This window comes from Escherichia sp. E1130, assembly GCF_005781065.1.
In the GTDB taxonomy this organism is placed as follows: Bacteria; Pseudomonadota; Gammaproteobacteria; order Enterobacterales; family Enterobacteriaceae; genus Escherichia.
This window is the reverse complement of sequence record NZ_VATL01000029.1, coordinates 44,873-70,351: the sequence shown is the minus strand read 5'-3', so window position 1 is coordinate 70,351 and position 25,479 is coordinate 44,873. Positions and strand designations below refer to the sequence as shown.

Below are 25,479 nucleotides of genomic sequence, written 5' to 3'. Positions count from 1 at the left end.
GCGCGAGGGGGCGCGCCATTATTGCTGCTGAAAACTTAAGCTGCTGGTTGGGCAGCTGGTTTTGCAGGTTGCTGATGGCTGTGTTTCTTGGTGTGCTTTTTCGCGGCTTGTGCTTTTTGTTCCGGAGCTTTCTGTTCGGTTTTCGCTTTTTTATGATGCTTTTTAGCCGCCTGCGCTTTTTGGGCAGGTGCTGCTTTATGCTGTTTTTTATGATGAATGGTTTTTGCAGGTGCAGCTTTGGTGGCAGTAGTTGCAGGGGCAGGTGTGGTCGCAGTCTCTGCGGCAAAAGCGGCAGAAGAGAGACTCATCGCAGCGGCAACAACCAGAGCTAATACTTTTTTCATTGTCATACCCTCAATTTGGTTTTTTTATGCAACCCCACTACGGGGCCGATGTAATGACTATATCTCGGGTAATGAGAGGCTTCCGTGAGTGGTTGGTTTCGGCATGTAACGATATGTACAAAGTAAATTGGTAAATAATAACGCGATGTGACTTAAGGTAAATTCCCTACTAATATCAGTAGTCTTGATCGAGTTTACTATTTCTCTGTTCCCAAAACGGTAGAATTACTTTGCATCATCAATAAATGACACACAGTAAATGAATCCGCTAATTTGGGTATTTATTATCCTGATGACATTAGATGCGCTGCGGGAATTGGCTGGCGCTTCGTCTATTTTAGGATGGTTATTAACGTTGAGTTGAGTTGAGCAGACAATAAGCCCGGGTGGGTATTTTACTCAGCCCGGGCTTATTTTTTCAGGCGTGCAATCGATGGTGCAAACGTGTACCCACTATAATCGCGACCACCAGCATCGACGCAATAAAGGCGCCAACGCCGTTCCAGCCGTAGTTATGCCAGAAGACCCCACCTAATGTTCCGGCAATACTTGACCCCAGGTAGTAACTGAACAGATACAGCGAGGATGCCTGGCCTTTGGCGCGTTTAGCACGGGGGCCAATCCAGCTACTGGCGACCGAGTGAGCAGCAAAGAATCCGGCGGAGAAGAGCAACATCCCGGCAAAAATCAGCCATATCGAACTGAACAATGTCATTAACAGGCCAACAAGCATGACACCTGTCGAAGACAGCATCACCGGACCGCGTCCGAAGCGGGTGGTCATGGTTCCAGCTTTTGGTGAACTCCAGGTACCGGTCAAATAGGCCAGCGATAATAAACCCACCACCGCCTGGCTGACATGCCACGGGGAAAGCATCAAGCGATAGCCAATATAATTAAACAGGGTGACGAATGAGCCCATCAGCAAAAAACCTTCTGCGAATAATAAAGGCAATCCCTGGTCGCGCCAGTGCAGACGGAAGTTGATAAACAATGTTTTAGGGCGCAGTGAGGAAGGGCGGAAATGGCGAGATTCTGGAAGAATTTTCCAGAACATTAACGCCGAGGCCAGTGCGAAACAGCCAATCGCTGCCAGTGCAATTCGCCAGTTGAAGAAATCGGTGAAGACACCGCTAATTAAGCGTCCGCTCATGCCGCCAATCGAGTTACCGCTGATGTACAACCCCATCGAAAAGGCGACAAAACTCGGGTGGATCTCTTCGCTAAGGTAGGTCATGCCCACCGCAGCAACGCCGCTTAATGAAAGGCCAATCAAGGCGCGCATCACCAAAATGCCATGCCAGCTGGTCATCATCGTCGAAAGTAACGTGCAGATGGAGGCCAATAACAGCGCCGTAACCATCACTGGTTTGCGACCAATGGCATCGGAAAGCGGGCCAGTAAACAGCAATCCGATAGCCAACATTGCCGTTGAAATTGACAGTGAAATACTACTGTTTGCGGGTGTTAAGCCAAACTCCTGTGAAAGAACCGGAAGGATAGGTTGCACACAATAGAGAAGTGCGAAGGTTGCCAGTCCGGCAGAAAAAAGCGCCAGGGTCACGCGCATAAATTGCGGCGTACCGCGTTTGATGAACAGGTTTGGCTGGGAAACGTTTTGCTTGTCAGTGGCGCTTGCCGGAGCGCCATCAACAGTTGTGGTACGACTCACTTGAAATCCTTACTAAATATGCGCGTTGTGTTAGCTCAGGAATAGAGTAGGAAAATCGAATTGTTATGTCTAATATATTAATAGTCTCAAATAATATGTATGAAATATGAATATCGAATTGCGTCACCTACGTTACTTCATCGCTGTTGCAGAAGAATTGCATTTTGGTCGAGCTGCTGCGCGCCTGAATATTTCTCAACCGCCACTAAGCCAACAGATTCAGGCGTTGGAGCAACAAATTGGCGCGTGCCTGCTGGCCAGGACCAATCGAAGCGTCGCGCTCACCGCTGCAGGCAAACAATTTCTTGCCGATAGTCGTCAAATTCTTTCTCTGGTAGACGATGCCGCCGCGCGAGCAGAACGACTGCATCAGGGGGAGGCGGGAGAGTTACGCATTGGTTTTACCTCATCGGCGCCATTCATTCGCGCAGTGTCAGATACCTTATCGTTATTTCGCCGCGAATTTCCTGATGTCCATTTGCAGACGCGCGAGATGAATACCCGCGAGCAAATTGCGCCCCTTATCGAAGGGACGCTCGATATGGGACTGTTACGCAATACTTTGCTGCCGGAGACGTTGAACCATGCGGTAATTGTGCATGAACCGCTTATGGCGATGATTCCGCACGATCATCCGTTAGCCGGTAAATCTGTAGTTACGTTGGCGGAACTGGCAAAAGAGCCGTTTGTTTTCTTTGATCCTCACGTCGGGACCGGGCTTTATGATGACATTCTGGGCCTGATGCGACGCTACAATCTTACACCGGTTATTACCCAGGAAGTGGGCGAGGCGATGACCATCATTGGCCTTGTGTCTGCCGGTTTGGGTGTTTCGATTTTGCCTGCCTCATTTAAGCGTGTTCAGCTTAATGAAATGCGTTGGATACCTATTGCTGAAGAAGATGCGGTTTCTGAAATGTGGTTGGTCTGGGCGACGCATCATGAACAAAGTCCGGCAGCGCGAAACTTTCGTATTCAGCTGCTGAATGCTCTCAGGTGAGGTAAAATTCAGCTAAAAAACCCGAAAAGTGTGCTGTTAATCACATGGCTAAGTAAAAATTTGACGGCACGCATTGAAGTGTTTCACCATAGCCTACAGATTATTTCGGAGCGCGAAAATATAGGGAGTATAAGGTGGTTGCAGAAAACCAGCCTGGACATATTGATCAAATAAAGCAGACCAACGCGGGTGCTGTTTATCGCCTGATTGATCAGCTTGGTCCTATTTCGCGTATCGACCTTTCCCGCATGGCGCAACTGGCTCCCGCCAGTATCACCAAAATTGTCCGCGAAATGCTAGAAGCGCATCTGGTGCAAGAGTTAGAAATTAAAGAAGGGGGAAACCGTGGCCGCCCTGCGGTGGGGTTGGTGGTGGAAACAGAAGCCTGGCATTATCTTTCTCTGCGCATCAGTCGTGGTTTAATTTTTCTTGCCCTGCGTGATTTAAGCAGCAAGCTGGTGGTGGAAGAGACACAGGAACTGGCGCTTCAGGATGAATTGCCTTTGCTGGAACGTATCATTGCGCATATTGATCAGTTTTTTATCCGTCATCAGAAAAAACTCGAACGCCTGACATCCATCGCCATTACTTTGCCGGGAATTATTGATACGGAAAATGGTATTGTGCACCGGATGCCGTTTTACGAGGATGTGAAAGAGATGCCGCTCGGCGAAGCGCTGGAGCAGCACACAGGTGTACCGGTTTACATTCAGCATGATATTAGTGCATGGACGATGGCCGAGGCATTATTTGGAGCCTCTCGCGGGGCGCGCGATGTGATTCAGGTGGTAATTGATCACAATGTTGGCGCGGGCGTGATTACCGACGGTCACTTGTTACATGCCGGAAGCAGTAGCCTGGTAGAAATTGGTCATACCCAAGTGGATCCGTATGGTAAACGCTGTTATTGCGGTAACCACGGTTGTCTGGAAACCATCGCCAGTGTGGACAGCATCCTCGAACTGGCGCAATTACGTCTTAATCAGTCAATGAGTTCGATGTTGCACGGGCAGCCTTTGAGCGTGGATTCATTATGCCATGCGGCGTTGCAGGGTGACTTGCTGGCAAAGGATATTATCACTGGCGTAGGCGCGCATGTTGGGCGCATTCTGGCCATCATGGTGAATTTATTTAACCCACAAAAAATACTGATTGGCTCGCCGTTAAGCAAAGCGGCAAATATTCTGTTCCCTGTGATTTCTGACAGCATCCGTCAGCAGGCGCTTCCCGCATACAGCCAGCATATTAGCGTTGAGAGCACTCAGTTCACCAATCAGGGGACAATGGCAGGGGCCGCGCTGGTAAAAGATGCGCTATATAATGGATCTTTGCTGATTCGTCTGTTGCAGGGTTAACATTTTTTAACTGTTCTACCAAAATTTGCGCTATCTCAAATTGAGTGTAGAAAGCATAACTTAGACTTTCCACGTTGAATTATTTTCCTGGCTTATATTAGTGAAGCATAACGGTGGAGTTAGTGATGCTGAAGCGTTTCTTTATAACAGGTACAGACACTTCTGTAGGGAAAACGGTGGTTTCCCGCGCATTGCTACAAGCGTTAGCCTCCCAGGGAAAAACAGTTGCGGGATACAAACCCGTAGCGAAGGGGAGCAAAGAGACACCTGATGGGCTGCGTAACAAAGATGCCCTGGTGTTGCAGAGTGTTTCATCAATTGAACTGCCTTATGAAGCAGTCAATCCCATTGCGTTAAGCGAAGAAGAAAGTAGCGTGGCGCACAGTTGTCCAATCAATTACACGCTCATTTCAAATGGTCTGGCTAACCTGACTGACAAAGTTGATCATGTTGTCGTTGAGGGGACTGGCGGATGGCGTAGCCTGATGAATGATCTGCGTCCGCTCTCTGAATGGGTGGTCCAGGAGCAGCTACCAGTGTTGATGGTGGTGGGTATTCAGGAAGGCTGTATTAACCATGCGCTTCTGACCGCACAAGCGATTGCGAACGACGGTCTGCCTCTCATTGGCTGGGTGGCTAATCGTATTAACCCTGGGTTAGCGCATTATGCTGAAATCATTGATGTGCTGGGTAAAAAACTCCCGGCACCGCTCATTGGTGAACTACCTTATCTGCCCCGAGCTGAACAGCGAGAACTGGGCCAATACATCCGCTTAGCCATGCTGCGTAGTGTGCTGTCGGTAGATAGAGTCAGGGTGTAAGGTCCGCGACATTACCGACGCGATCACGCAAGCAATCAATAAACCGGGGAGTAGCTGATACTCCCCGGTCATTTCACATATCATCAATGTCGACATAATTGGCGCATGCGTGGTCGCAGCCAGCAGAGTTGCCATCCCTGTTAGTCCGAGTAAAAGCGTCATTTCTTCGCCGCCTGGAATCCATAACCCCAGGCTACGTCCATACAGCATGCCAATTGCAAGCCCGATAAATAGCGTTGGCGTAAACACGCCGCCAGGCGCGCCGGAACCGCTACTGGCCAGCACGGCAAAAAGTTTGCAGATGAAGATCGCAGCAATGACCGTAAACAGTGGTGGGGTGGTTAAAAAGGATTGCACCGTACTATAACCATTGCCCCATACGGCAGGCGTGAGCAGGGAAAGCAGGCCGACGATCACCCCCCCTAACGCCAACTGCCAGGGCGGCGTCAGTTTTAGGTGAACAAAACCTTGATGACTGGCGCTCATCATTTTCAACAGTAATGGTCCGCAAAGACCAGCCAGTACGCCGGTACTGATAATTAGCGCATAGTCCCGCACATGCAGCGTCACCTCGAGCTGAACGCTGTAGAGCAATGCATCGCTGTGATTAATAAGATTGCTGACAAGCAATGCCACCACGGCTGAAATCACCACTGGGCCAAGAGAGGCAAGCATCATGGTGCCAAACAGCACTTCGGCAATAAATAAACTCCCGGCAAGCGGTGCGCGATAGGCTGCAGCCATGCCTGCCGCAGCACCGCAGGCAATCCATAATTTCCACTCTTCACGCGGCGTAAAACGTTGGGCAAACCAGCATGCAGCAAGAGCCGCCAGCAGAATCATCGCCCCTTCACGGCCAATTGCGCTACCGCTTGTCACCACCAGCAGAGAGGCAAGTGATTTTACCAGGCTTGCTGCGTAATCGAACTGCCCCTCGCTCTGCAACGCTTCCATATAATCGGTCGGCGCATGGGGTCGTTGCTGCGTAACTCTCTGCCAACCCATGAGCAATAAACCTGCCGCCAGACCACCGAGCGCAGGAGTTAACAAGCGTCGCCACGGAGAAAGGTTTGTCGCAGCATTGACCAGACTCCCGGAATCATTGCTCAGGAACAACCACTCCAGCAACAGCATGGCATGACGGAATCCGGCAACGGCAAACGCCGCGAGAATACCGATTATCATTGCGATAAGCAGACGACGGAACATGGTGCGCAGATCCGGGTAAAGGTGTAGATGATGCATGAGTAGAAATAGCAATTTAAACACGGGCATCTATTTTGAGGGAAAAGACGTCAGGCGCAAAAGCTGTGCGTGCTTTAAGTAGGGAAATGGTGTGACACTGTAACTTATTTAATATGGGATGGCGCGATATTGCCGCCATCCGGTAATGCTACGGGAACCTTAACGAAAAAGTGGCTTAACTGCGACGGGAATCAGCAATTGTGACTGCCACTCAGCCAGCGTTAAGTGAGCCAGTTCACCAAGCGTGCGATAAAAAGGGTGTTCTGCTTTTTCGATAAACACCTCGAGAAAGCGCGTCGACCACGGTAAAAGATGCCACGCCAGCAACTCTTCGCACTCAGTCTGACGACCGCTCTCCGCCAGCCAGGCCGCCATCAGTAGCAAGGAGCCAAAGTGATCTTCGGGCTCGTTTTGCTTCATCTCAAACTGAATGCCTTTTTCGCGCATCCATTGACGAAGTGCCAACGTTGAATCGCCAAACAGTACCGATTCACGATCCAACCAGACCGATCCCCACGGCGGGGACGGCAACGCCCACGGGCCAACGAATAAACGCTGCCAGGCCTGTGTACGCGACTCTTCACTCTGTTGCTGAAAAGCCGTTACTAGCGGCACTAAAGAAGTTTGCGGCAGAGGCCACTGAGTTTCCCAGCCATCGTTGGTCATTGCAGAAACCAGAGGCGCGGCTTCCTCGCTTTCTGGGGCGTAATAAAACAGCGCCCCCAGCACACGCGCCGCGACAGAAAAATTATCTTGTTGTGAAAAATGCGTCATTCTTATCATCCTGAAACGTGCGGCTTGCCCCGCACCAAGTTGTTAACCTGCGACGGCCATTCCTACCGTCATATGCAGGCCATAAAATCGCGCTCGCCCGATCATCTCACCGCCCGGTATGAGACACAAGCACGTTGCAGTATGTAGACCTGATAAGACGCGCCAGCGTCCATCATACTTTTTACTGCGGTTCGGCAGGCGCGCCATCCTGAGTCGGTTGTGCAGGGGCAGAATTGTTACCGCTGGTGGTGCGGTCATAGAGAATTTTATGAGTATCATTGGCACAATGGCCAACCACCCTGGTGTCAGGTTGATCGATCTGATCATTTGGCACAATACTTAAAGTAAAGCTACTTTCTGGCACACCGTTATTGATAATACGCTGTGAAATATCGCTCTTTATCCGTTCACAAGAATCTGGCGCGGCCAGCACGGCGGGTGAGGCAATTGTGAGCAGTAGCGCGGCGCAATAAGTTGAGATTTTCATCATTGGCTCCTTAAATGAATATTACTCACTAAGCATAGCATTTCACGTGTAAAGCACTGTATTTACTACTATGATTGATAATAATCTCTACTGTCTGGTGACTAAAGTGAATTTCAAATTACTGCCATGTTTGCTCGCGATAATGCTTACAGGATGCGATCGCGCAGAAGTGACGTTTTCTTTTACGCCAGAGATGGCCAGCTTCTCTAATGAATTTGATTTCGATCCGCTGCGTGGTCCGGTTAAAGATTTCACCCAGACATTGATGAATGAACAAGGGGAAGTGACGAAACGTGTTTCAGGCAGCTTATCGGAAGAAGGTTGCTTTGATTCGCTTGAATTATTGGATCTGGAAAATAATACCGTGGTTGCCTTAGTGCTGGATGCGAATTATTACCGTGATGCGCAGACACTGGAGAAAAAAGTACGTTTACAGGGTAAATGCCAGTTAGCAGAATTACCTTCCGCCGGAGTGAGTTGGGAAACCGATGATAATGGCTTTGTCGTTAAAGCCAGCAGTAAACAGATGAAAGTGGATTATAGGTATGATGAACAGGGCTATCCGTTGGGTAAAACCACGGTAAGCAACGATAAAACGTTATCAGTCACTGCAACACCATCAACTGATCCGATCAAAAAACTCGACTACACGGCGGTTACTTTACTGAATAATCAACAAGTTGGTAATGTGAAGCAAAGCTGTGAATATGACAGTCACGCCAATCCGGTGGACTGCCAATTGATCATTGTTGATGAAGCGGAAAAACCCGCCGTCGAACGGGTTTACACTATCAAAAATACCATTGATTATTATTAACGCTATTGCGCGGTCGGCTTCAGCATCGCCTGACCCGGCGTTTTATGTTCCGCCAGATACTGATGCTGGAATATACACATGCGAATGGCATTACGATATTGACCATTAATAAAGAATTCATGCATCAGTTCACCTTCGACCGTAAAACCGAGCTTACGGTAAATGTGAATCGCTTTTTCATTCTCTTTATCGACAATCAGATACAGCTTATAGAGATTAAGAACAGTGAAGCCATAATCCATTGCTAATTTTGCTGCGCGTGTTGCCAGACCTTTGCCTTGGTATTCCGGGGAGATGATTATCTGAAATTCTGCGCGGCGGTGGACATGGTTAATTTCAACCAGTTCCACCAGACCCGCTTTTTCACCATCGCACTCCACCACGAAACGGCGCTCACTCTGATCGTGAATATGTTTATCGTACAGATCAGAGAGTTCAACAAAGGCTTCGTAGGGTTCCTCAAACCAGTAACGCATCACGCTGGCGTTATTGTCGAGTTGATGCACATAGCGTAAATCTTCACGCTCCAGCGGACGTAGCTTAACACTGTGGGCGCTTGTCATAACGTGTCCTTACATTCCTTATATCAATAACAGGTTAGGGGGTAATTACGCGGCCAGTACGACGGTCCAGGCAACGTAAAGTATTCGGTTCCCAGTAGGCATTAATGTTGGCACTTTGTTCGCATTTATCGCGGCTATCGAATGCGGAGTCAACTTTATCCCATTCTTTTTCGGCGCGTTTATTGACTTTTTGACGCAAATTGCGAGTTTCATTCCATTGTTCTTTTTCCATTGTCGCCTGTTGGCGACTCTGTGCGCTGTCGCCAGACTCAATCACCAGTTTATTGGTTTCTGCATGAGTCGTTGCGCTAAATGCCAGTGCGCAAGGTAGCAGAAAAGCGAGCAGTCCGAGCCGTTTGCTGGAAGTAATATTCATGATTCATTCCTTACATGAATGTTTAAAGGGGATTTTACACGATCCACTGCGAACGCAAAACGTACCAGAAGGATGTAGAGGGTGATGATATTATGTCGAGCCATAAATATACATGATGTCAATGAGTGACAAAAATGATTAAAACAACGTTACTGTTTTTTGCTACCGCCTTGTGTGAAATTGTCGGATGCTTCCTGCCCTGGCTATGGCTTAAACGGAACGCCAGCGTATGGCTGCTGGTTCCGGCGGGGATTTCTCTGGCGCTTTTCGTTTGGCTGTTAACATTGCATCCGGCGGCCAGTGGGCGAGTGTATGCAGCTTATGGTGGCGTTTATGTTTGCACGGCGCTGCTGTGGCTGCGGGTTGTGGATGGCGTAAAACTCAGTCTCTACGACTGGACTGGAGCATTGGTCGCGCTATGCGGGATGTTGATTATTGTTGCTGGCTGGGGACGAGTTTGATTTTGCCTGGAATGATAAATCTCTTTTATTATTAATAAGATATGCCATACATGGCGTCCAAAATAACAGCAAAATCTGGCTGTCTTTAGATCTATTCACGGCGCAAATACGCGCCTTTTTTTGTGATCATTCTGGCTTTTTTGTGTCTTCATACTTGTATGGTAGTGGTTCAACTGCGTAGATTTCATGCATCACGAAGATCGATGCAAGGAATAAAACATGAAGATCGTAGGGGCTGAAGTTTTTGTCACCTGTCCAGGACGTAATTTTGTCACCTTAAAAATCACCACCGAGGATGGTATTACCGGTCTTGGCGATGCCACGCTTAACGGACGCGAGCTTTCGGTAGCATCTTATCTGCAAGATCATCTTTGCCCACAACTCATTGGTCGCGATGCACACCGTATCGAAGATATCTGGCAGTTTTTCTATAAAGGGGCGTACTGGCGTCGCGGTCCAGTCACCATGTCGGCCATTTCAGCTGTTGATATGGCGCTGTGGGACATTAAAGCTAAAGCCGCCAACATGCCGCTTTATCAGCTACTGGGTGGCGCGTCTCGCGAAGGGGTTATGGTTTATTGTCACACAACCGGTCACTCCATTGATGAGGCACTGGATGATTATGCTCGTCATCAGGAACTAGGATTCAAAGCCATCCGCGTACAGTGCGGCATTCCAGGCATGAAGACCACCTATGGCATGTCCAAAGGCAAAGGGCTGGCTTATGAACCTGCGACCAAAGGGCAGTGGCCAGAAGAGCAGTTGTGGTCGACGGAAAAATATCTCGACTTCATGCCAAAACTGTTCGACGCGGTACGTAACAAGTTTGGTTTTGATGAACATCTGCTGCATGACATGCACCATCGCTTAACGCCTATTGAAGCGGCGCGCTTTGGTAAAAGCATTGAAGATTATCGCATGTTCTGGATGGAAGACCCGACGCCTGCGGAAAACCAGGAGTGTTTCCGCCTCATTCGCCAACACACCGTCACGCCAATTGCGGTGGGTGAAGTCTTCAATAGCATTTGGGACTGCAAACAACTGATAGAAGAACAACTCATTGACTATATCCGCGCCACGCTGACTCATGCGGGCGGCATCACCGGTATGCGTCGGATCGCTGATTTTGCATCCCTGTATCAGGTACGCACTGGCTCACACGGCCCTTCTGATTTGTCACCAGTCTGCATGGCAGCGGCGCTGCACTTTGATCTGTGGGTACCAAATTTCGGCGTTCAGGAATATATGGGCTATTCCGAACAAATGCTCGAAGTCTTCCCGCATAACTGGACGTTTGATAACGGCTATATGCATCCGGGCGATAAACCGGGTCTTGGCATCGAGTTTGATGAAAAGCTGGCAGCGAAATATCCCTATGAACCTGCATATCTGCCAGTCGCACGCCTGGAAGATGGCACACTCTGGAACTGGTAAGGACGGAATATATGGTTAGTGTTGTGGTTGAAAAACCTGGACAAATGCATCTGATTGATAGCGTTTCTTCTGCGCCAAAAGCTGATGAAGTTTGTGTCAAAGTTGAGTATGCAGGGATATGTGGTTCAGACCTGCATATTTATCATGGCGCAAATCCTTTTGCGGTTTACCCTCGTATCGTAGGACATGAATTTGTCGGAACGATAACCAGTGTAGGGGACAATATCTCTCCGCAACGCATTGGTGAACGCGTCGTGGTTGATCCTGTCATTAGCTGCGGTCATTGTTATCCATGTTCAATTGGGCGCCCGAATGTGTGCGAAAGCTTAAACGTATTAGGCGTTCATCGCGATGGTGGCTTTACCGATTATACCTGTGTTCCAGCAACTAACATCTGGCGAGTGCCGGAATCTATACCAGCAAACCTTGCAGCGGCAATTGAACCGTATGCGGTAGCCGCCAATGTAACCAATCGTACGGGGGTTTTCCCAACGGATGTTGCACTGGTATATGGAGCAGGTCCGGCAGGTTTAACAATTATTGATGTTTTGTGTAACGTCTGGCAGATTCCAGTAATTGTGGTGGATCAACGCGAAGATCGCCTGCTTATGGCAGGACGTTGTGGTGCGACTCATACTTTTAATAACCGGAATGGTTCATTACGGGAATTTCTGCACAATAATAAACTAACACCTACGTTAATTTATGATGCGGTTTGCCATCCATCTATCCTGGAAGAAGCCGTGACGTTAATCTCTCCCGCCGGGCGAATTGGACTTTTAGGTTTTTCTGCGACACCGTCCGCAATAGCGCAACAAGAATTAACTCGTCGTGAGTTAACCCTCTATTCATCGCGTTTAAATTGTCGTATGTTCCCTACAGTTATTGAGTGGATGGTGATGGGATTAATTCACCCGGAGAATATTATAAGTCATGTTTTTGATATTCAACATGTACATAAAGCATTTAAACTCATCGAGTCTCAACAAGAAGGGCTGTGCAAAGTATTATTGAAATTCCCCGAGTCCTGAATGTCTTATATAAAAGTAACTGTACCTACAAAGGAACATTAATCATGGAAAAGAAAAAGCTATCTCTGGCACTTTGTACTCTGTTTGGTGGATTATTAAGTTTTTCAGCTATCGCCGCAAATGTTACCCTAAAATTAGGGCATCCTGTAAATGAAGAACATAGTTGGCATAAAGCCTCACTGAAGTTTGCTGAGTTGGTAAAGCAAAAAACAAATAATGCGGTAGAAGTTAAAATCTATCCTAATGAATCATTAGGTAAAGAAATGGATATTATTAACGCAATTCAGCTAGGAAGCGTTGATATGACCATTACAGGTGAGTCATTACAAAACTGGGCACCTTCTGCGGCATTGCTGGCAGTGCCTTATATGATTACTTCTTCAGAACAAATGGCAAAAATTGTTAATGGTGAAGTTGGCGCACAAATATCCAAAGATATTGAAGAGCGTGTGAAACTGAAAACCATCGCCTGGTTTGAACGCGGCCCCCGTAACCTGACGTCTAACCGTCCGATTACCAATCCGGAAGAACTTAAAGGGTTAACTCTACGTTTACCGAACGTACCAATGTTCATCAACGTTTGGAAAGATTTGGGCGCGCAACCGACACCAATGGCATTTTCTGAAGTCTTTACTGGCTTGCAGCAGGGAGTGATTGAAGGGCAGGAAAATCCACTTTCTATGATTATGAGTGGTAGTTTCTTTGAAGTGCAGAAGTATCTTAACCGGACAGAACATGTTCGTAGCTGGATCTATCTGGTTATGGGGACGAAGAAGTTTAATAAGCTGAAGCCAGAATACCAGCAGGCTATTATTGATGCAGGCAAAGAGGCACAGGCCTATGAACACGAACTATATTTACAGGATGAAGCTAAATTAGTTGAAGCTCTGCAAGCGAAAGGGATGACGCTGGTTGATGTACATCAGAACGAGTTTGCTCGGATAGCAAATGAATCAGTTGAAAAATCAATTAATCCACAAATCAAACCTCTTTACGAAAAAGCTCGAGCAACAAAATAATATTAAACGGGGGGAGATATTCCCCCTTTTTGAGCTACTGAGGGGAAAATATGTTTAATAAGTTATATGGATATATAGAAAAAATTTATTTAACTATTGGTACGGTTTTATTAATTGCGCTCATTGGTGTAGTATTGCTCCAGGTTATATCTCGGCCATTACCAATAAGTTCGCCAGCATGGACAGAGGAGGTCGCTCGCTTTCTACTGGTTTACGTTGTCGCATTTGGTTGTGCACTGGCAACGGGTAAACGTGAATTGGTGAACGTTGATTTGGTAGTAAGTCTGCTGCCATCTGGTTTGAAGAAATATCTGGTGCTACTTATTGATTTGGTTATTCTTACCTGCTCAATTACTCTAATGATCAATTCCGTAGAATATGTAGAAAGCACAATGTGGCGTATGGCTACTACACTGCCTATTTCACAGGCATGGGTGACATCCTCGGTGATTATCATTACCGGAAACATATCGCTTTTTACTTTGTTTAATTTGATTCGGGATTTTACGCCGCAAGGGCGAAAATAGAATTATCTAATGTGAGAACAGCGCATGAATCCAACTATTGGTCTGTTTGTGATATTCTTTGTTTCACTTATGCTGGGAGTTCCGGTTATTTTCTCCCTTGCGTTATCGTCAATCTTCTATCTACTGGTTACTGATATGGGACTCGCCATTATGGCGAATCAGTTCTTTAGTGGTATGGACTCTTTTGTACTGCTTTGTATCCCCGGTTTTTTGCTGGCGGGAGGATTAATGAACGGCGGCGGCATTACTGACCGAATTGTATCTTTCAGTAACGCATGGCTGGGTCACATTCGTGGCGGTTTAGCAATGGCCAACGTTAGCGGTTCAATGATCTTTGCAGGTATTTCCGGCACGGCAGTTTCCGAAGCCGCCAGCATTGGATCAGTAATGATCCCCGCAATGAAACGCAGTGGTTACGATGCACCATTTTCTGGGGCAATAACTGCAGTGGCATCGACAGTCGGTCCAATTATTCCGCCCAGTGTACCAATGATCATTGTTGGTACGTTAACCGGTTTGTCAGTGGGTAAACTTTTTATCGCTGGGGCAGTTCCTGGTTTAATGATGGGCTTAACCATGGCCAGTATCGCATGGTACCTGGCGCATAAACGGGGTTATCCAAAAGGCGAGCGGGCTACATTTCGTCAACGGTTACATGCTACGCGTGGGGCGATCTGGGCAATTTTAATGCCGGTCATGATTATCGGCGGTTTGGTTACTGGTCTGTTTACTCCGACTGAAGCATCTGTATTTGCTGTTGTGTTTTCGTTGATCGTGGGCTTTTTTGTCTATGGTGACTTGACTGTGAGCAAATTCATGGGATGTATGATGGAAAGCATCAGCGGTACGGCTGGCATTTTGATGCTGGTTGGTTTCGCCAATGTTTTTGCCTGGATCCTGACATCTGAAGGGATCCCGCAGCAAATTGCTGATGGCATGTTATCTATTACAAGCAACAAATATTTGTTAATTCTAATGATTAACCTGCTGCTGTTGTTGGTTGGAATGTTCATGGAAACCATCGCAGCACTATTGATTCTCTTTACTCCATTACTATCAGTTGCGACCGCTATCGGTATGGATCCAATCCATTTTGCAGTAATGATGGTAATGAATCTTGTTATCGGCCTGACGACACCACCTGTTGGCGTGTGCCTCTTCGTTTCGCAGGGAATTGCCCGTGTTTCTTTAGGAGAGATCAGTAAAGCGGTAATTCCGTTTATTACAGGAAATATCATTTTGCTATTTATGGTTTCTTATATTCCGGGACTTTCGCTGTGGCTACCGGCATTGCTAGGTATGAAATAATCCATTTTTATTCGTTACCCGGTTATATTTTCCGATAGTGTGGCCGGGCTTTCGCTAATGATAAGAGAAAAAATATACCACTGCGATATTTGCAACAGATACGTCGTAGTTTAATTGACAGAAACAGGTCTTCTTATGGAAAACAGACTTTTTAACGCCAGAGCGACACTCCCTGGTTATGATCGTAATAACCTGGCGCCCAAAATTGTTCATTTAGGTTTTGGCGCATTTCATCGCGCGCATCAGGGTGTGTATGCCGACATCCTGGCTGCCGAGCATCACAGCGATTGGGGTTACTATGAAGTGAACTTGATTGGCGGTGAACAGCAAATAGCTGATCTAAAACAGCAAGATAATCTCTATACCGTTGCGGAAATGTCGGCCGATGCCTGGACCGCTCGTGTAGTGGGGGTAGTGAAAAAAGCGTTGCACGTGCAAATAGACGGTTTAGACGCTGTGCTTGCTGCCATGTGCGAACCGCAAATTGCAATTGTTTCTCTGACTATTACAGAGAAAGGCTATTTTCACTCTCCGGCGACCGGGCAGTTAATGCTGGATCACCCAATGATCGTTGACGATCTAAACAATCCCCACCAGCCGAAAACGGCACCAGGGGTTATTGTGGAGGCGCTGGCCCGGCGCAAGGCCGCAGGGTTACCGGCATTTACGGTGATGTCGTGCGACAATATGCCGGAAAATGGTCATGTAATGCGTGACGTTGTCACGTCTTATGCGCATGCTGTTGATGCGGAACTGGCGCAATGGATTGTCGAAAACGTGACTTTTCCTTCGACAATGGTCGATCGCATTGTCCCGGCGGTGACGGCTGAAACGCTGAATAAAATAGAGCAGCTCACCGGTGTGCGCGATCCAGCAGGTGTAGCCTGTGAACCGTTCCGTCAGTGGGTTATTGAAGATAACTTTGTTGCCGGACGTCCGGAATGGCAAAAAGCAGGTTCTGAACTGGTCAGCGATGTGCTGCCTTATGAAGAGATGAAACTGCGTATGCTCAACGGCAGTCATTCATTCCTGGCGTATCTGGGCTATTTGGCCGGATATCAGCATATTAATGACTGCATGGAAGATGAAAATTATCGCCGTGCGGCACATGCCTTGATGTTGCAGGAACAGGCGCCGACGCTGAAAGTGCAGGGCGTGGATCTGCAAAATTATGCGGATCGACTGATTGAACGCTACAGTAACCCAGCGTTACGCCATCGAACCTGGCAGATTGCGATGGATGGCAGTCAGAAACTCCCGCAGCGAATGCTGGATTCCATTCGCTGGCATCTGAAACAGGGCAGCGCGTTCGATCTGTTGGCGCTTGGCGTCGCCGGTTGGATGCGGTATGTCGGCGGTGTTGATGAGCAGGGTAATCCCATCGAAATTAGTGACCCGTTATTACCGGTCATTCAGGAGGCCGTGCAAAGTAGTGCAGAAGGGCAAGTGCGCGTGCAGTCCTTGATGGCGATTAATGCGATATTTGGTGATGATTTGCCGAACAATGCGTTGTTCACAGCAAAGGTGACGGAAGCGTATTTGTCTTTATTAGCGCATGGCGCGAAAGCGACCGTGGCGAAATATGCGGTGAAGTGATAAGTGACAGCAATGCCGCCATCGGCGGCATTCACACGCTTAGTTCATGCCGAGACGAATCAGGTCCAGAGGCGCGAGTTTTTCATCACAACCTTCAACTACTACGGTTTTACCGCGGCGGATTTGCTCTGCGGTCAGACCTTCAGTATCAATCGACAGGATCTTGCCAGTGTGACCGGTGCCGCTAACCATAACACGGCTGCCAGTAGTGATTGCGTTACGGTTACGATCGTAGGTCGTCATAGGTGTTTTCTCCTTTCTGATTTACAGTCGAAGCCCACGTAACGGGCGCAATATAAATACTCCTGTCGAGTGAATTTTTTTTTGTTTATGATCAAGTTCACATCTTTTTTGATGCTTGCATAAACCAGAAGAAGGGGGATGAACTCTCACCCCGAATGGGATGAGAGGTAAAGAATTACTCTTCGCTGAACCAGTCGCTATTTTCCTGGCGGATCTGGCGCACAGATTCGCTGATTTCATGCAAATGTTGCGACATTGCACGTTCTACGGCATCGCCATCACGTTTTTGCAGAGCAGAGAAAATATCGAGATGTTGGCGTAACAGCATTTCTGGTGGGGAGACGCGGTCGAAACTCATATAGCGTACGCGATCAACGGTCGCTTTCAGATTCTCAATGGTATCCCACGCGAGTTGACAGTCAGCAATCTGAGTCAGGAGCTGATGGAAGTTGTCATCAAGTTCAAAAAAATCATCCAGTTGCTTGCGCTCAATGGCAATGCGTTGCTGATGAAGATTTTGCTCAAGTTGGTAGCACTGGCTTTCAGTGATCATGCTCGCTGCCCGCCGTGCCACCGCGCACTCAATGGCCTGTCGAATAAAACTGCCATTGCGAACCTGGGTCATGGAGATTTTATTGACGTAGCTGCCACGCTGCGGGCGAATTTGAATCAGGCCGTTTTCAGCCAGTTTAATGAAGGCTTCGCGAACCGGCTGACGTGACACATTGAAACGAACAGAAACTTCTTTTTCCGACAACGGCGTACCTGGTGCAATCAGGCAATGCACAATGTCGCGACGAAGAATACGATAAATTTGCTGATTGACAGGCTGTGTGGGATTAAGTTGTGTTTCGACGGTCATTCGTTATTGCTTTTGAGTGGGTTAACCGCAAGAGTCTACCACTTTTTTGTGACAAGCAATAACCCGGCGGTGAGGCCGGGTATAAAAATTAATGCCGATGGACATTCAACCCGGCATAGCTTTGGGTAACCGGCATCATTTCCAGGGTATTGATGTTAACGTGAGCGGGAAGAGTGGCTACCCACCAGACGGCTTCGCTGACATCTTCTGGCGTCAGCGCAACGGTATTTTGATAGGTTTTTTCTGCTTTGCCGTCATCGCCTTTAAAACGGACATTGGAAAATTCGGTGCCGCCTACCAGTCCCGGTTCGATGTCTGTGACACGTACTGCCGTACCGTGCAGATCTGTGCGTAGATTCAGGCTGAACTGACGAACAAAGGCTTTTGTCGCACCGTAGACGTTGCCACCTGCATATGGCCAGCTACCCGCCGTTGAACCAATGTTAATAATGTGACCACGATTGCGCTCAACCATGCCCGGCAGGACTGCCCGCGTCATATACACGAGGCCCTTATTGTTGGTATCAATCATGGTTTCCCAGTCTTCAACGCTCGCTTTATGTGCAGGTTCCATACCCAGCGCCAGTCCAGCATTGTTCACCAGAATATCAATCTCACTCCATTCGGCAGGAAGCAATGCCAGCATTTCTTCAATGGCGGCGCGGTTACGGACGTCCAGTTGGGCGATATACAGATTATCTCCCAGCTCGTCTTTTAACTCCTGCAACCGCTCCTGACGGCGACCAGTAGCGATAACTTTATGCCCTTGTTGAATAAAACGACGAGTAATGCATTCACCAAAACCAGCCGTTGCTCCAGTTACTAATACGATCATCTCACTGTTCCTCAACGCTTTTGTGTGTCACTAACATAGCACGTGATGCTTAAGAGCGGGTAATACTGGTTTGCAACATTGCACTCCGTTATCAGTAAGCCTACGCTATGGAACACCTCGTTTTCAGGAGTAGAAAATGTCAACGACGAATCCTTTTCTTACGCAGAGCACGCTGCCTTATATGGCGCCCCATTTTGATCAGATTGCAAATCATCACTATCGCCCGGCATTCGACGAGGGGATGCGGCAAAAGCGGGCTGAGATAGAAGCGATAGCGTTAAACCCGCAGACGCCCGATTTTACTAACACTATTCTGGCTCTTGAAAAGAGCGGGGAATTACTCACACGTGTGACCAGTGTCTTCTTCGCTATGACCTCGGCGCATACCAACGATGAATTACAGCGTCTTGATGAACAATTCTCGGCAGAACTTGCGGAACTGGCTAATGACATTTACCTGAACGGCGAATTGTTCGCTCGGGTCGATGCCATCTGGCAGCGCCGTGAATCTCTGAGTCTTGATAGCGAATCCATTCGACTGCTCGAGGTGATTCATCAACGTTTTGTTCTTGCCGGGGCCAGACTTGCAGAGGCCGATAAGGCAAAATTAAAAGTGCTGAATACAGAGGCTGCGACCCTCATCAGTCAGTTTAACCAGCGGTTATTGGCGGCGAACAAATCCGGTGGGCTGGTGGTTGACGATATTGAGCAACTGGCGGGGATGAGTGAGCAAGATATTGCCCTGGCGGCGGATGCAGCGTGCGAGAAAGGTCTGGATAACAAGTGGCTTATCCCACTACTGAATACCACCCAGCAACCGGCGCTTGCCGAACTGCGCGATCGCGCGACGCGTGAAAAACTGTTTACTGCGAGCTGGACGCGGGCAGAAAAAAATGACGCTAACGATACCCGTGCCATTATTCAACGGCTGGTGGAGATCCGCGCGCAGCAGGCGAAACTGCTTGGTTTCCCTCATTATGCTGCGTGGAAAATCGCCGACCAGATGGCAAAAACACCCGAAGCAGCACTTAACTTCATGCGTGAAATTGTCCCGGCCGCGCGTAAGCGAGCAGACGATGAACTGTCGTCTATTCAGGCGGTTATCGAAAAGCAGCAAGGCGGATTTAGCGTCCAGCCGTGGGACTGGGCATTTTATGCTGAGCAGGTAAGACGCGAGAAATTCTGTCTCGATGAAGCGCAGCTCAAACCTTATTTCGAATTGAACACGGTGTTGAATGAGGGAGTATTCTGGACTGCCAACCAGCTTTTCGGCATTAAATTTGTCGAGCGCTTTGATATACCTGTCTATCACCCGGATGTGCGCGTATGGGAAATATTTGACCATAATGGAGTCGGGCTTGCGCTATTTTACGGTGATTTCTTTGCCCGTGATTCCAAAAGCGGCGGCGCGTGGATGGGGAATTTTGTTGAGCAATCTACGCTCAATGACACACGTCCCGTTATTTACAATGTTTGCAATTACCAGAAACCAGCGACAGGCGAACCTGCATTGTTATTGTGGGACGATGTTATAACCTTATTCCATGAATTTGGTCATACGCTGCACGGCCTGTTTGCCAGCCAACGTTATGCGACGCTTTCTGGCACCAACACGCCACGTGATTTCGTCGAGTTCCCTTCACAAATAAACGAACACTGGGCGACAAATCCGCAGGTATTCTCTCGCTATGCGAGGCATTACCAAACCGGAGAAACCATGCCGGAAGAGTTACAACAGAAAATGCGCAATGCCAGCCTGTTTAATAAGGGCTACGAGATGAGCGAGTTACTTAGCGCAGCACTTCTTGATATGCGCTGGCATTGTCTGGAGGAGAATGAAGCACGCCACGACGTGGACGATTTCGAACTTCGGGCGCTGGCGGCGGAAAACATGGATCTTCCCGCTGTACCGCCGCGTTATCGCAGCAGTTATTTCGCTCACATTTTTGGTGGCGGATATGCGGCGGGTTACTACGCGTATCTGTGGACGCAAATGCTGGCAGACGATGGTTATCAATGGTTTGTCGAGGAGGGTGGTTTAACGCGTGAAAATGGGCAACGTTTTCGCGACGCTATCCTTTCCAAAGGTAATAGCGAAGATTTAGAACACCTGTATCGCCAATGGCGAGGTAAGGCACCACAGATTACACCGATGCTGCAACATCGCGGCTTGAACGTATAATTCCCCCATATAGCACCGGGCTACATCCAGTCCGGTGCTATATTATAATATGCTGTTCATTTCTTTTTTAGTTATCCGGGATCTGCGTACATTTGCAGAAATAATTGGATTTATAATACTGCCAAAAGCCCTAATCTTTCAGGCCATTACCTTCTTCTCTTTGGCATAATCGGTATTATATCTTCTGGCTTGAATTTAACGTGTTCTGACAGATTTAATCACTTTTTTCTGTTTATTTTGTTTTAAATCACGCTGTTATATTTTTATCCATTAATTAATGTTTTTTCTATGGAATTGTTGACATAAATTTTCTTTTCTCTCGTTATAATAGAGCGCACAAGGAATTGTGAAAAAGGAGTGGCAATGATCAAGAAGACAACGGAAATCGATGCTATCTTGTTAGATCTCAATAAGGCTATCGATGCCCATTACCAGTGGCTGGTGAGTATGTTTCATAGCGTGGTAGCGAGGGATACCAGTCAGCCAGAAATTACGGATAACCATTCTTATGAACTGTGCCAGTTTGGTCGGTGGCTTGATCATCATGGACCACTCGATAGTGATGAATTACCCTACGTTCGGATAATAGATTCTACCCATCAGCATATGCATAACTGTGGCCGGGAATTAATGCTGGCTATTGTCGAAAATCGCTGGCAGGAAGTTCATTTTGACGAATTTCAGGAAGGGTTGCTTTCTTTTACCGCAGCATTAACAGATTACAAAATTTATTTGCTGACTATTCGTAGCAATATGGATGTATTGACGGGATTACCTGGCCGTCGGGTACTTGATGAATCCTTTGAGCATCAATTACGTAATGCTGAACCATTAAATCTTTATTTAATGCTGCTGGATATAGACCGATTTAAACTGGTTAATGATACCTACGGACATTTAATCGGTGATGTGGTATTACGAACCCTGGCGACTTACTTAGCCGGTTGGACGCGTGACTACGATACGGTTTATCGCTATGGTGGTGAAGAGTTTATTATTATCATCAAAGCGCAAAATGATGCTGAGGCGTGTCGTGCTGGGGTACGTATTTGTCAGTTAGTCGATAACCATGCCATAGCGCATCCTGGCGGACATATCCCAATAACAGTGACCGCTGGCGTGAGCCGCGCGTTTCCTGAAGAACCGTTGGATGTGGTTATTGGAAGGGCTGACAGAGCAATGTACGAAGGCAAGCAGACCGGAAGAAATCGCTGCATGTTTATTGACGAGCAGAGTGTGATAGCCCGAGTTTAAGCTCTGTTTAACATTCATTGAGAAAAATAATGCTACTGTGTCAAAGAACCGTTACCAGCGCAGAGAAATGCCTGATAGCGTAAAAGCAAAACACAAATCGATCCATGCAAGCATTCACCGCCGGTTTACTGGCGGTTTTTTTTGCGGTCAGAAAATCAGGCCCCTTGCACACAACTGTAACAAGGGGCCGGTTAGGTGAGGGATTATCTCCGTTCATTAGTCATCCCATTTGTAGCTGAAATATGCGGCCAGAAAGCCAGAAAATAAAATTATTCCCAGAACAGCTATAAAAACATTCATATTACCCAACATTATCTTCCTCCGTTTATTGTGTGGTGTGTTTCCTCGCTTACCTTAATTTTCATCTCAATGAGAAAGATATTAGCAGAGATTACCTAAACAAAGGCTGAATCAGGCGGTTATTGTGATGGGGAATGGATGTTTTTACGATATTGCGAAGGGGATAATAAAAAACGTTGGTGAAAGTGATGACGCAATAACGCTGAATTGCCAAAACCCGTCAGCTCGGCAATTTTATCGATGTTAAAAGCCGAATTTTGCAGATAATCCTGAACTCGTATTAAGCGCTCATTGAGCAGCCAGCGGGCGGGCGTCATGCCGGTTAAGGCCTCAAAACGTCTCAAAAAAGTGCGCGGACTCATATTTACCCGCTCGGCGAGGGAAGACACCGTATGTGTTTGTGCCAGATTCTGCTGCAAAAAGTCGAATAATGCACCTAACGTCTGACTTTCACGCGGTGAGGCCATTGGGCGCGTCAGATTTTGTGGTTGATCCCCCTGGCGATGTGGCTGTATGACCAGCCGTCGGGCGACATTATTAGCAATCTCATGGCCAAAATCTTTGCGCACGATATGTAAACACAGATCGATCCCCGCGGCGCTTCCGGCGGAGGTCATCACTTGTCCTTCATCCTGATATAACACATTGTCACTTACGCTGATTGAAGGGTAACGGTGCTGGAGTTGTTCAGTGTAGCGCCAGTGGGTGGTCGCTTTTCGCTGGTGAAGAAGGCCCGCAGCGGCAAGGACAAACACGCCAGAGCATATCGATACCAGGCGGGTACCGCGCTGGTGTGCTTCGCGCAATGACTGACATAGCATCTCTGGCACTTTTGCATCTATTCCACGCCAGCCAGGAATAATAACCATATCGGCGTTGGGCAATAATTCCAGCCCTCCATCTGCCACCACGTGGATCCCCCCGGTGGCTTGCAGCGCACCAGGCTCTACCGCAGCAACGGCAAAACGATACCAGTTATCGCCCAGTTCCGGTCGTGGCAGGCCGAATATTTCAACGGCTACGCCAAATTCGAAAGTACATAGCCCGTCATAAGCCAGTGCAACGACCAGCGGGCGTTGTAACGTTGTCATCATTTTGCTCTTTTCTGGCATATCGGGAGGCGGTCAGTGAAAAGTAGATTGGTTACATTATTGTTAACACAACAAACCAAAAGGAAAAAGCACTATGCGTTATGTCACTGAATTTACCACAGCGAAGCCAGAGGTTGCTGAGGCGCATTTTCTCGCGCGCTTGAGTGTCGAAACAGATTGTGCCGATGTTCATGACTCTCTGGCTTATATTGGCGATGATTTCGTTTTACTTCATGTGGTTGGTCGTGAAGAGGACTTCGCTCGTCGGCATATCCCAGGCGCTTTCCATTTACCCCATAAGCAAATGACCGCAGAAAGAATGGCCGAATGGCCGGACGATACGCTATTTGTGGTGTATTGCGCGGGGCCACATTGTAATGGTGCAGACCGTGCGGCACTCAAACTGGCTCGACTCGGAAAGCCGGTTAAAATCATGCTCGGCGGGATAACCGGTTGGGAAGATGAAGGCTATGCCTTTGCCTCAGAATAATGATTAGCAAAGCCGTGCCAGTAGTGGCACGGCACGAATGTCAACAGAGTGCTGGCTGCCCCTGGGGTCTGGCGTTAATACCTTTTAACATCAGCGCCCACGCGGCAATGATGACTACCGCCAGGATGATAAACAGCGAGGAAGACGGGAGAGTGGTCAGCACAACACCACTCACTAATGGATTTACCGCTGCCCCCAACCAGCCTAATGACTGGGCGGAAAAATAGCTGGCTTTCATTCCAGGCGGCGCAATATGGTCAATCAACATATACTCACCGGGAGCATAAATAATTTCACCAACAGTAAATACCGCGGCTGAAATTCCCCACAATAGCAGGCTGTTTCCGGAAAAAATAAAACCGACCAGACCGACGACAAAACAGAGTGTGCCTACCGTCATCAGCGCGCGTATGTTGGTCGGGTTAATACGCCGCCCAACGGAATACTGCAACGTAACTACCATAGCGGCATTAACAGGCAGAACCACTGCGACCACTTTTTCTGCAAAACCACTATCCGCTATGACCATCACATATTGCGAGATACAAGAGGCAAAGGCACCGCTCACGAAAGAGGCCAGAAAGGCAGAGCAGGTGAACCACAGCAGCGCTTTATCCCGTAACAAAACCTTTGGCGACCAGACGCTGCCTGTTTCTGTGGCGATGATTTTCTCACTGCGCTTTACCCAAATTTGAATGAATAACATGGGAAACGCAGAGCAGATAGCTGCCAGCCAAAAGGGCAGATTGATGCTCTGCATGACCAACAGCGTGCCGAGTGGCGGGCCGACGGTCCAGCCAATATTGAGCATGGTGTAGTTGATCGAGAAGATCTTCGTTTTGCTGGTGGATGAAAGATTGTCGGCAAACCAGGCTTTCAACACTGTGGCAAAAACGGAATAGGCGCAGTTGATGAGCGCGAAAAACAGTACCACCAGCGTGACGCTGTCCACCAGGGGAATGGCAATAAAACCGCTGGCGAAGGCCGTAATTGCCAGTAACATATAGCGTTTCTTGTCGAACTTATCCGCCAGGATACCAAAACCGAGGCTAAAAACGACACCAATAGTGAGCGCAATTGTCATCGCATAACCAATGAGATCGACACCCAGACTGTACTGGCGACTCAAGTAAATAGTCATAAATGGCAGCGTGGCACCGCGTCCGATAGTTAATAACAACGACGAGGCGAGAAGGGCGCAAGTAGAGCGTCTCAGAGATAAGTTCATTTGGCTGTCCGACAATGCATTTCGTTATGTTTTGTTTTTGAGATGTAAAGAAATAGCATGGCAAAAATCCGAAGTATAGCGACTTATTTGCCATTAATGCCGTGGTAAACGGTGATTAACGAATGAACTGTTAAAGAAAAGTAAATTCAGCTAAGTTGATTGCT

At 47.9% G+C, this 25,479-nt stretch carries 27 protein-coding genes and 2 pseudogenes; 14 read left to right on the top strand and 15 right to left on the bottom strand.

Annotated features, from left to right (window positions below; translation table 11 throughout):
* Positions 1-35: 35 nt before the first annotated feature.
* Positions 36-344 carry an acid resistance repetitive basic protein Asr gene (gene asr / locus FEK66_RS22165; protein ID WP_240782961.1) on the bottom strand — a complete coding sequence of 103 codons (309 nt, stop codon included), beginning with the start codon at positions 342-344 and terminating at the stop codon, positions 36-38.
* Positions 345-762: 418 nt separating this feature from the next.
* Entirely contained in the window at positions 763-2,016 is a 1,254-nt protein-coding gene (locus FEK66_RS22160) for an MFS transporter (RefSeq protein WP_130209299.1), read from the bottom strand.
* A 106-nt stretch (positions 2,017-2,122) separates the two neighbouring features.
* Here FEK66_RS22160 and FEK66_RS22155 point away from each other — a divergent pair, with 106 nt between their 5' ends.
* The 3 genes from FEK66_RS22155 (at position 2,123) to bioD (ending at position 5,192) form a co-directional block, all read left to right on the top strand.
* Complete coding sequence (locus FEK66_RS22155) at positions 2,123-3,016, top strand: LysR family transcriptional regulator (RefSeq protein ID WP_135495314.1); 894 nt, start codon at positions 2,123-2,125, stop codon at positions 3,014-3,016.
* Positions 3,017-3,150: 134 nt separating this feature from the next.
* Positions 3,151-4,371 carry a sugar metabolism global transcriptional regulator Mlc gene (mlc, locus tag FEK66_RS22150; protein ID WP_130209295.1) on the top strand — a complete coding sequence of 407 codons (1,221 nt, stop codon included), beginning with the start codon at positions 3,151-3,153 and terminating at the stop codon, positions 4,369-4,371.
* Between the two features lie 125 nt (positions 4,372-4,496).
* Positions 4,497-5,192, top strand: coding sequence for a dethiobiotin synthase (bioD, locus tag FEK66_RS22145; protein WP_064529985.1), 696 nt, complete (start codon positions 4,497-4,499; stop codon positions 5,190-5,192).
* Here bioD and clcB read toward each other — a convergent pair.
* The 4 genes and pseudogenes from clcB to FEK66_RS22125 form a co-directional block, all read right to left on the bottom strand.
* On the bottom strand, positions 5,145-6,437 hold the full coding sequence (gene clcB, locus FEK66_RS22140; protein WP_135495313.1) for a voltage-gated ClC-type chloride channel ClcB: 1,293 nt from the start codon (positions 6,435-6,437) through the stop codon (positions 5,145-5,147). The genes bioD and clcB overlap by 48 nt on opposite strands.
* A gap of 159 nt (positions 6,438-6,596) precedes the next feature.
* Entirely contained in the window at positions 6,597-7,211 is a 615-nt protein-coding gene (gene dmsD / locus FEK66_RS22135) for a Tat proofreading chaperone DmsD (RefSeq protein ID WP_135495312.1), read from the bottom strand.
* 42 nt (positions 7,212-7,253) lie between these two features.
* Positions 7,254-7,340, bottom strand: a pseudogene (locus FEK66_RS26075) (hypothetical protein); the annotation flags it as partial.
* A 52-nt stretch (positions 7,341-7,392) separates the two neighbouring features.
* A complete protein-coding gene (locus FEK66_RS22125) occupies positions 7,393-7,698 on the bottom strand; it encodes a DUF1161 domain-containing protein (protein WP_130219129.1) in 306 nt (101 codons plus the stop codon).
* A gap of 106 nt (positions 7,699-7,804) precedes the next feature.
* On the opposite strand from FEK66_RS22125, the gene FEK66_RS22120 reads away from it, so the two are divergent.
* Positions 7,805-8,515 (top strand): YnfC family lipoprotein, encoded by a 711-nt coding sequence (locus FEK66_RS22120; RefSeq protein WP_130209287.1) that lies wholly within the window; start codon positions 7,805-7,807, stop codon positions 8,513-8,515.
* Between the two features lie 2 nt (positions 8,516-8,517).
* Here FEK66_RS22120 and speG read toward each other — a convergent pair whose 3' ends face one another.
* Together speG and FEK66_RS22110 are read right to left on the bottom strand one after the other, a co-directional pair.
* Positions 8,518-9,078: a spermidine N1-acetyltransferase gene (speG, locus tag FEK66_RS22115; RefSeq protein ID WP_064529978.1), complete on the bottom strand. Its 561-nt coding sequence runs from the start codon at positions 9,076-9,078 to the stop codon at positions 8,518-8,520.
* A gap of 34 nt (positions 9,079-9,112) precedes the next feature.
* Positions 9,113-9,454 carry a DUF1283 family protein gene (locus tag FEK66_RS22110; RefSeq protein WP_130209285.1) on the bottom strand — a complete coding sequence of 114 codons (342 nt, stop codon included), beginning with the start codon at positions 9,452-9,454 and terminating at the stop codon, positions 9,113-9,115.
* A 134-nt stretch (positions 9,455-9,588) separates the two neighbouring features.
* Between FEK66_RS22110 and FEK66_RS22105 the strand changes: the two genes are divergently transcribed.
* The 7 genes from FEK66_RS22105 to FEK66_RS22075 all read left to right on the top strand — a co-directional run bounded on the left by FEK66_RS22105 (position 9,589) and on the right by FEK66_RS22075 (position 16,830).
* Positions 9,589-9,915, top strand: a complete 327-nt coding sequence (locus FEK66_RS22105; protein ID WP_130209283.1) for a YnfA family protein — start codon at positions 9,589-9,591, stop codon at positions 9,913-9,915.
* A 219-nt stretch (positions 9,916-10,134) separates the two neighbouring features.
* A complete protein-coding gene (gene rspA / locus FEK66_RS22100; protein WP_135406695.1) occupies positions 10,135-11,349 on the top strand; it encodes a starvation-sensing protein RspA in 1,215 nt (404 codons plus the stop codon).
* An 11-nt stretch (positions 11,350-11,360) separates the two neighbouring features.
* Positions 11,361-12,380 carry a Zn-dependent oxidoreductase gene (locus FEK66_RS22095; protein ID WP_135491347.1) on the top strand — a complete coding sequence of 340 codons (1,020 nt, stop codon included), beginning with the start codon at positions 11,361-11,363 and terminating at the stop codon, positions 12,378-12,380.
* A 44-nt stretch (positions 12,381-12,424) separates the two neighbouring features.
* Positions 12,425-13,399, top strand: a complete 975-nt coding sequence (locus tag FEK66_RS22090) for a TRAP transporter substrate-binding protein (RefSeq protein ID WP_135495311.1) — start codon at positions 12,425-12,427, stop codon at positions 13,397-13,399.
* A 50-nt stretch (positions 13,400-13,449) separates the two neighbouring features.
* Positions 13,450-13,926 carry a TRAP transporter small permease gene (locus FEK66_RS22085; RefSeq protein ID WP_135410697.1) on the top strand — a complete coding sequence of 159 codons (477 nt, stop codon included), beginning with the start codon at positions 13,450-13,452 and terminating at the stop codon, positions 13,924-13,926.
* 24 nt (positions 13,927-13,950) lie between these two features.
* The gene (locus FEK66_RS22080) at positions 13,951-15,234 is read left to right on the top strand and encodes a TRAP transporter large permease (protein WP_130260610.1); all 1,284 of its coding nucleotides are present in this window, start codon (positions 13,951-13,953) and stop codon (positions 15,232-15,234) included.
* A 135-nt stretch (positions 15,235-15,369) separates the two neighbouring features.
* Entirely contained in the window at positions 15,370-16,830 is a 1,461-nt protein-coding gene (locus FEK66_RS22075; RefSeq protein WP_135495310.1) for a mannitol dehydrogenase family protein, read from the top strand.
* Positions 16,831-16,869: 39 nt separating this feature from the next.
* Here FEK66_RS22075 and ydfZ read toward each other — a convergent pair whose 3' ends face one another.
* The 3 genes from ydfZ to ydfG all read right to left on the bottom strand — a co-directional run bounded on the left by ydfZ (position 16,870) and on the right by ydfG (position 18,770).
* A complete protein-coding gene (gene ydfZ / locus FEK66_RS22070) occupies positions 16,870-17,073 on the bottom strand; it encodes a putative selenium delivery protein YdfZ (RefSeq protein WP_000214710.1) in 204 nt (67 codons plus the stop codon).
* A 175-nt stretch (positions 17,074-17,248) separates the two neighbouring features.
* A complete protein-coding gene (gene rspR / locus FEK66_RS22065; protein WP_130209269.1) occupies positions 17,249-17,935 on the bottom strand; it encodes a DNA-binding transcriptional regulator rspR in 687 nt (228 codons plus the stop codon).
* An 88-nt stretch (positions 17,936-18,023) separates the two neighbouring features.
* The gene (ydfG, locus tag FEK66_RS22060) at positions 18,024-18,770 is read right to left on the bottom strand and encodes a bifunctional NADP-dependent 3-hydroxy acid dehydrogenase/3-hydroxypropionate dehydrogenase YdfG (RefSeq protein ID WP_135410700.1); all 747 of its coding nucleotides are present in this window, start codon (positions 18,768-18,770) and stop codon (positions 18,024-18,026) included.
* A gap of 136 nt (positions 18,771-18,906) precedes the next feature.
* Between ydfG and dcp the strand changes: the two genes are divergently transcribed.
* Positions 18,907-20,952 (top strand): peptidyl-dipeptidase Dcp, encoded by a 2,046-nt coding sequence (dcp, locus tag FEK66_RS22055; RefSeq protein ID WP_135495309.1) that lies wholly within the window; start codon positions 18,907-18,909, stop codon positions 20,950-20,952.
* A 363-nt stretch (positions 20,953-21,315) separates the two neighbouring features.
* Positions 21,316-22,206 (top strand): diguanylate cyclase, encoded by an 891-nt coding sequence (locus FEK66_RS22050; protein ID WP_130260615.1) that lies wholly within the window; start codon positions 21,316-21,318, stop codon positions 22,204-22,206.
* Between the two features lie 114 nt (positions 22,207-22,320).
* Here FEK66_RS22050 and FEK66_RS26070 read toward each other — a convergent pair.
* The 3 genes and pseudogenes from FEK66_RS26070 to ftrA form a co-directional block, all read right to left on the bottom strand.
* Positions 22,321-22,423, bottom strand: a pseudogene (locus FEK66_RS26070) (hypothetical protein).
* Complete coding sequence (gene mgtS / locus FEK66_RS22045) at positions 22,423-22,518, bottom strand: protein MgtS (protein ID WP_064529968.1); 96 nt, start codon at positions 22,516-22,518, stop codon at positions 22,423-22,425. Before mgtS ends, FEK66_RS26070 begins: the two are co-directional and overlap by 1 nt.
* 107 nt (positions 22,519-22,625) lie before the next feature.
* Positions 22,626-23,597, bottom strand: a complete 972-nt coding sequence (ftrA, locus tag FEK66_RS22040; RefSeq protein ID WP_131161935.1) for a transcriptional regulator FtrA — start codon at positions 23,595-23,597, stop codon at positions 22,626-22,628.
* 94 nt (positions 23,598-23,691) lie between these two features.
* Here ftrA and FEK66_RS22035 point away from each other — a divergent pair, with 94 nt between their 5' ends.
* Positions 23,692-24,087 (top strand): rhodanese-like domain-containing protein, encoded by a 396-nt coding sequence (locus FEK66_RS22035; RefSeq protein WP_135495308.1) that lies wholly within the window; start codon positions 23,692-23,694, stop codon positions 24,085-24,087.
* A gap of 40 nt (positions 24,088-24,127) precedes the next feature.
* Here FEK66_RS22035 and ydeE read toward each other — a convergent pair whose 3' ends face one another.
* On the bottom strand, positions 24,128-25,315 hold the full coding sequence (gene ydeE / locus FEK66_RS22030; protein ID WP_130260616.1) for an efflux MFS transporter YdeE: 1,188 nt from the start codon (positions 25,313-25,315) through the stop codon (positions 24,128-24,130).
* Between the last annotated feature and the right edge of the window lie 164 nt (positions 25,316-25,479).

Coding starts and splice junctions, on each gene's coding strand:
- asr (WP_240782961.1), bottom strand. CDS start 344: ATGAAAAAAGTATTAGCTCTGGTTGTTGCCGCTGCGATGAGTCTCTCT.
- FEK66_RS22155 (WP_135495314.1), top strand. CDS start 2,123: ATGAATATCGAATTGCGTCACCTACGTTACTTCATCGCTGTTGCAGAA.
- bioD (WP_064529985.1), top strand. CDS start 4,497: ATGCTGAAGCGTTTCTTTATAACAGGTACAGACACTTCTGTAGGGAAA.
- clcB (WP_135495313.1), bottom strand. CDS start 6,437: ATGCATCATCTACACCTTTACCCGGATCTGCGCACCATGTTCCGTCGT.
- dmsD (WP_135495312.1), bottom strand. CDS start 7,211: ATGACGCATTTTTCACAACAAGATAATTTTTCTGTCGCGGCGCGTGTG.
- FEK66_RS22125 (WP_130219129.1), bottom strand. CDS start 7,698: ATGAAAATCTCAACTTATTGCGCCGCGCTACTGCTCACAATTGCCTCA.
- speG (WP_064529978.1), bottom strand. CDS start 9,078: ATGACAAGCGCCCACAGTGTTAAGCTACGTCCGCTGGAGCGTGAAGAT.
- FEK66_RS22110 (WP_130209285.1), bottom strand. CDS start 9,454: ATGAATATTACTTCCAGCAAACGGCTCGGACTGCTCGCTTTTCTGCTA.
- FEK66_RS22105 (WP_130209283.1), top strand. CDS start 9,589: ATGATTAAAACAACGTTACTGTTTTTTGCTACCGCCTTGTGTGAAATT.
- rspA (WP_135406695.1), top strand. CDS start 10,135: ATGAAGATCGTAGGGGCTGAAGTTTTTGTCACCTGTCCAGGACGTAAT.
- FEK66_RS22095 (WP_135491347.1), top strand. CDS start 11,361: ATGGTTAGTGTTGTGGTTGAAAAACCTGGACAAATGCATCTGATTGAT.
- FEK66_RS22090 (WP_135495311.1), top strand. CDS start 12,425: ATGGAAAAGAAAAAGCTATCTCTGGCACTTTGTACTCTGTTTGGTGGA.
- FEK66_RS22085 (WP_135410697.1), top strand. CDS start 13,450: ATGTTTAATAAGTTATATGGATATATAGAAAAAATTTATTTAACTATT.
- FEK66_RS22080 (WP_130260610.1), top strand. CDS start 13,951: ATGAATCCAACTATTGGTCTGTTTGTGATATTCTTTGTTTCACTTATG.
- FEK66_RS22075 (WP_135495310.1), top strand. CDS start 15,370: ATGGAAAACAGACTTTTTAACGCCAGAGCGACACTCCCTGGTTATGAT.
- ydfZ (WP_000214710.1), bottom strand. CDS start 17,073: ATGACGACCTACGATCGTAACCGTAACGCAATCACTACTGGCAGCCGT.
- rspR (WP_130209269.1), bottom strand. CDS start 17,935: ATGACCGTCGAAACACAACTTAATCCCACACAGCCTGTCAATCAGCAA.
- ydfG (WP_135410700.1), bottom strand. CDS start 18,770: ATGATCGTATTAGTAACTGGAGCAACGGCTGGTTTTGGTGAATGCATT.
- dcp (WP_135495309.1), top strand. CDS start 18,907: ATGTCAACGACGAATCCTTTTCTTACGCAGAGCACGCTGCCTTATATG.
- FEK66_RS22050 (WP_130260615.1), top strand. CDS start 21,316: ATGATCAAGAAGACAACGGAAATCGATGCTATCTTGTTAGATCTCAAT.
- mgtS (WP_064529968.1), bottom strand. CDS start 22,518: ATGTTGGGTAATATGAATGTTTTTATAGCTGTTCTGGGAATAATTTTA.
- ftrA (WP_131161935.1), bottom strand. CDS start 23,597: ATGACAACGTTACAACGCCCGCTGGTCGTTGCACTGGCTTATGACGGG.
- FEK66_RS22035 (WP_135495308.1), top strand. CDS start 23,692: ATGCGTTATGTCACTGAATTTACCACAGCGAAGCCAGAGGTTGCTGAG.
- ydeE (WP_130260616.1), bottom strand. CDS start 25,315: ATGAACTTATCTCTGAGACGCTCTACTTGCGCCCTTCTCGCCTCGTCG.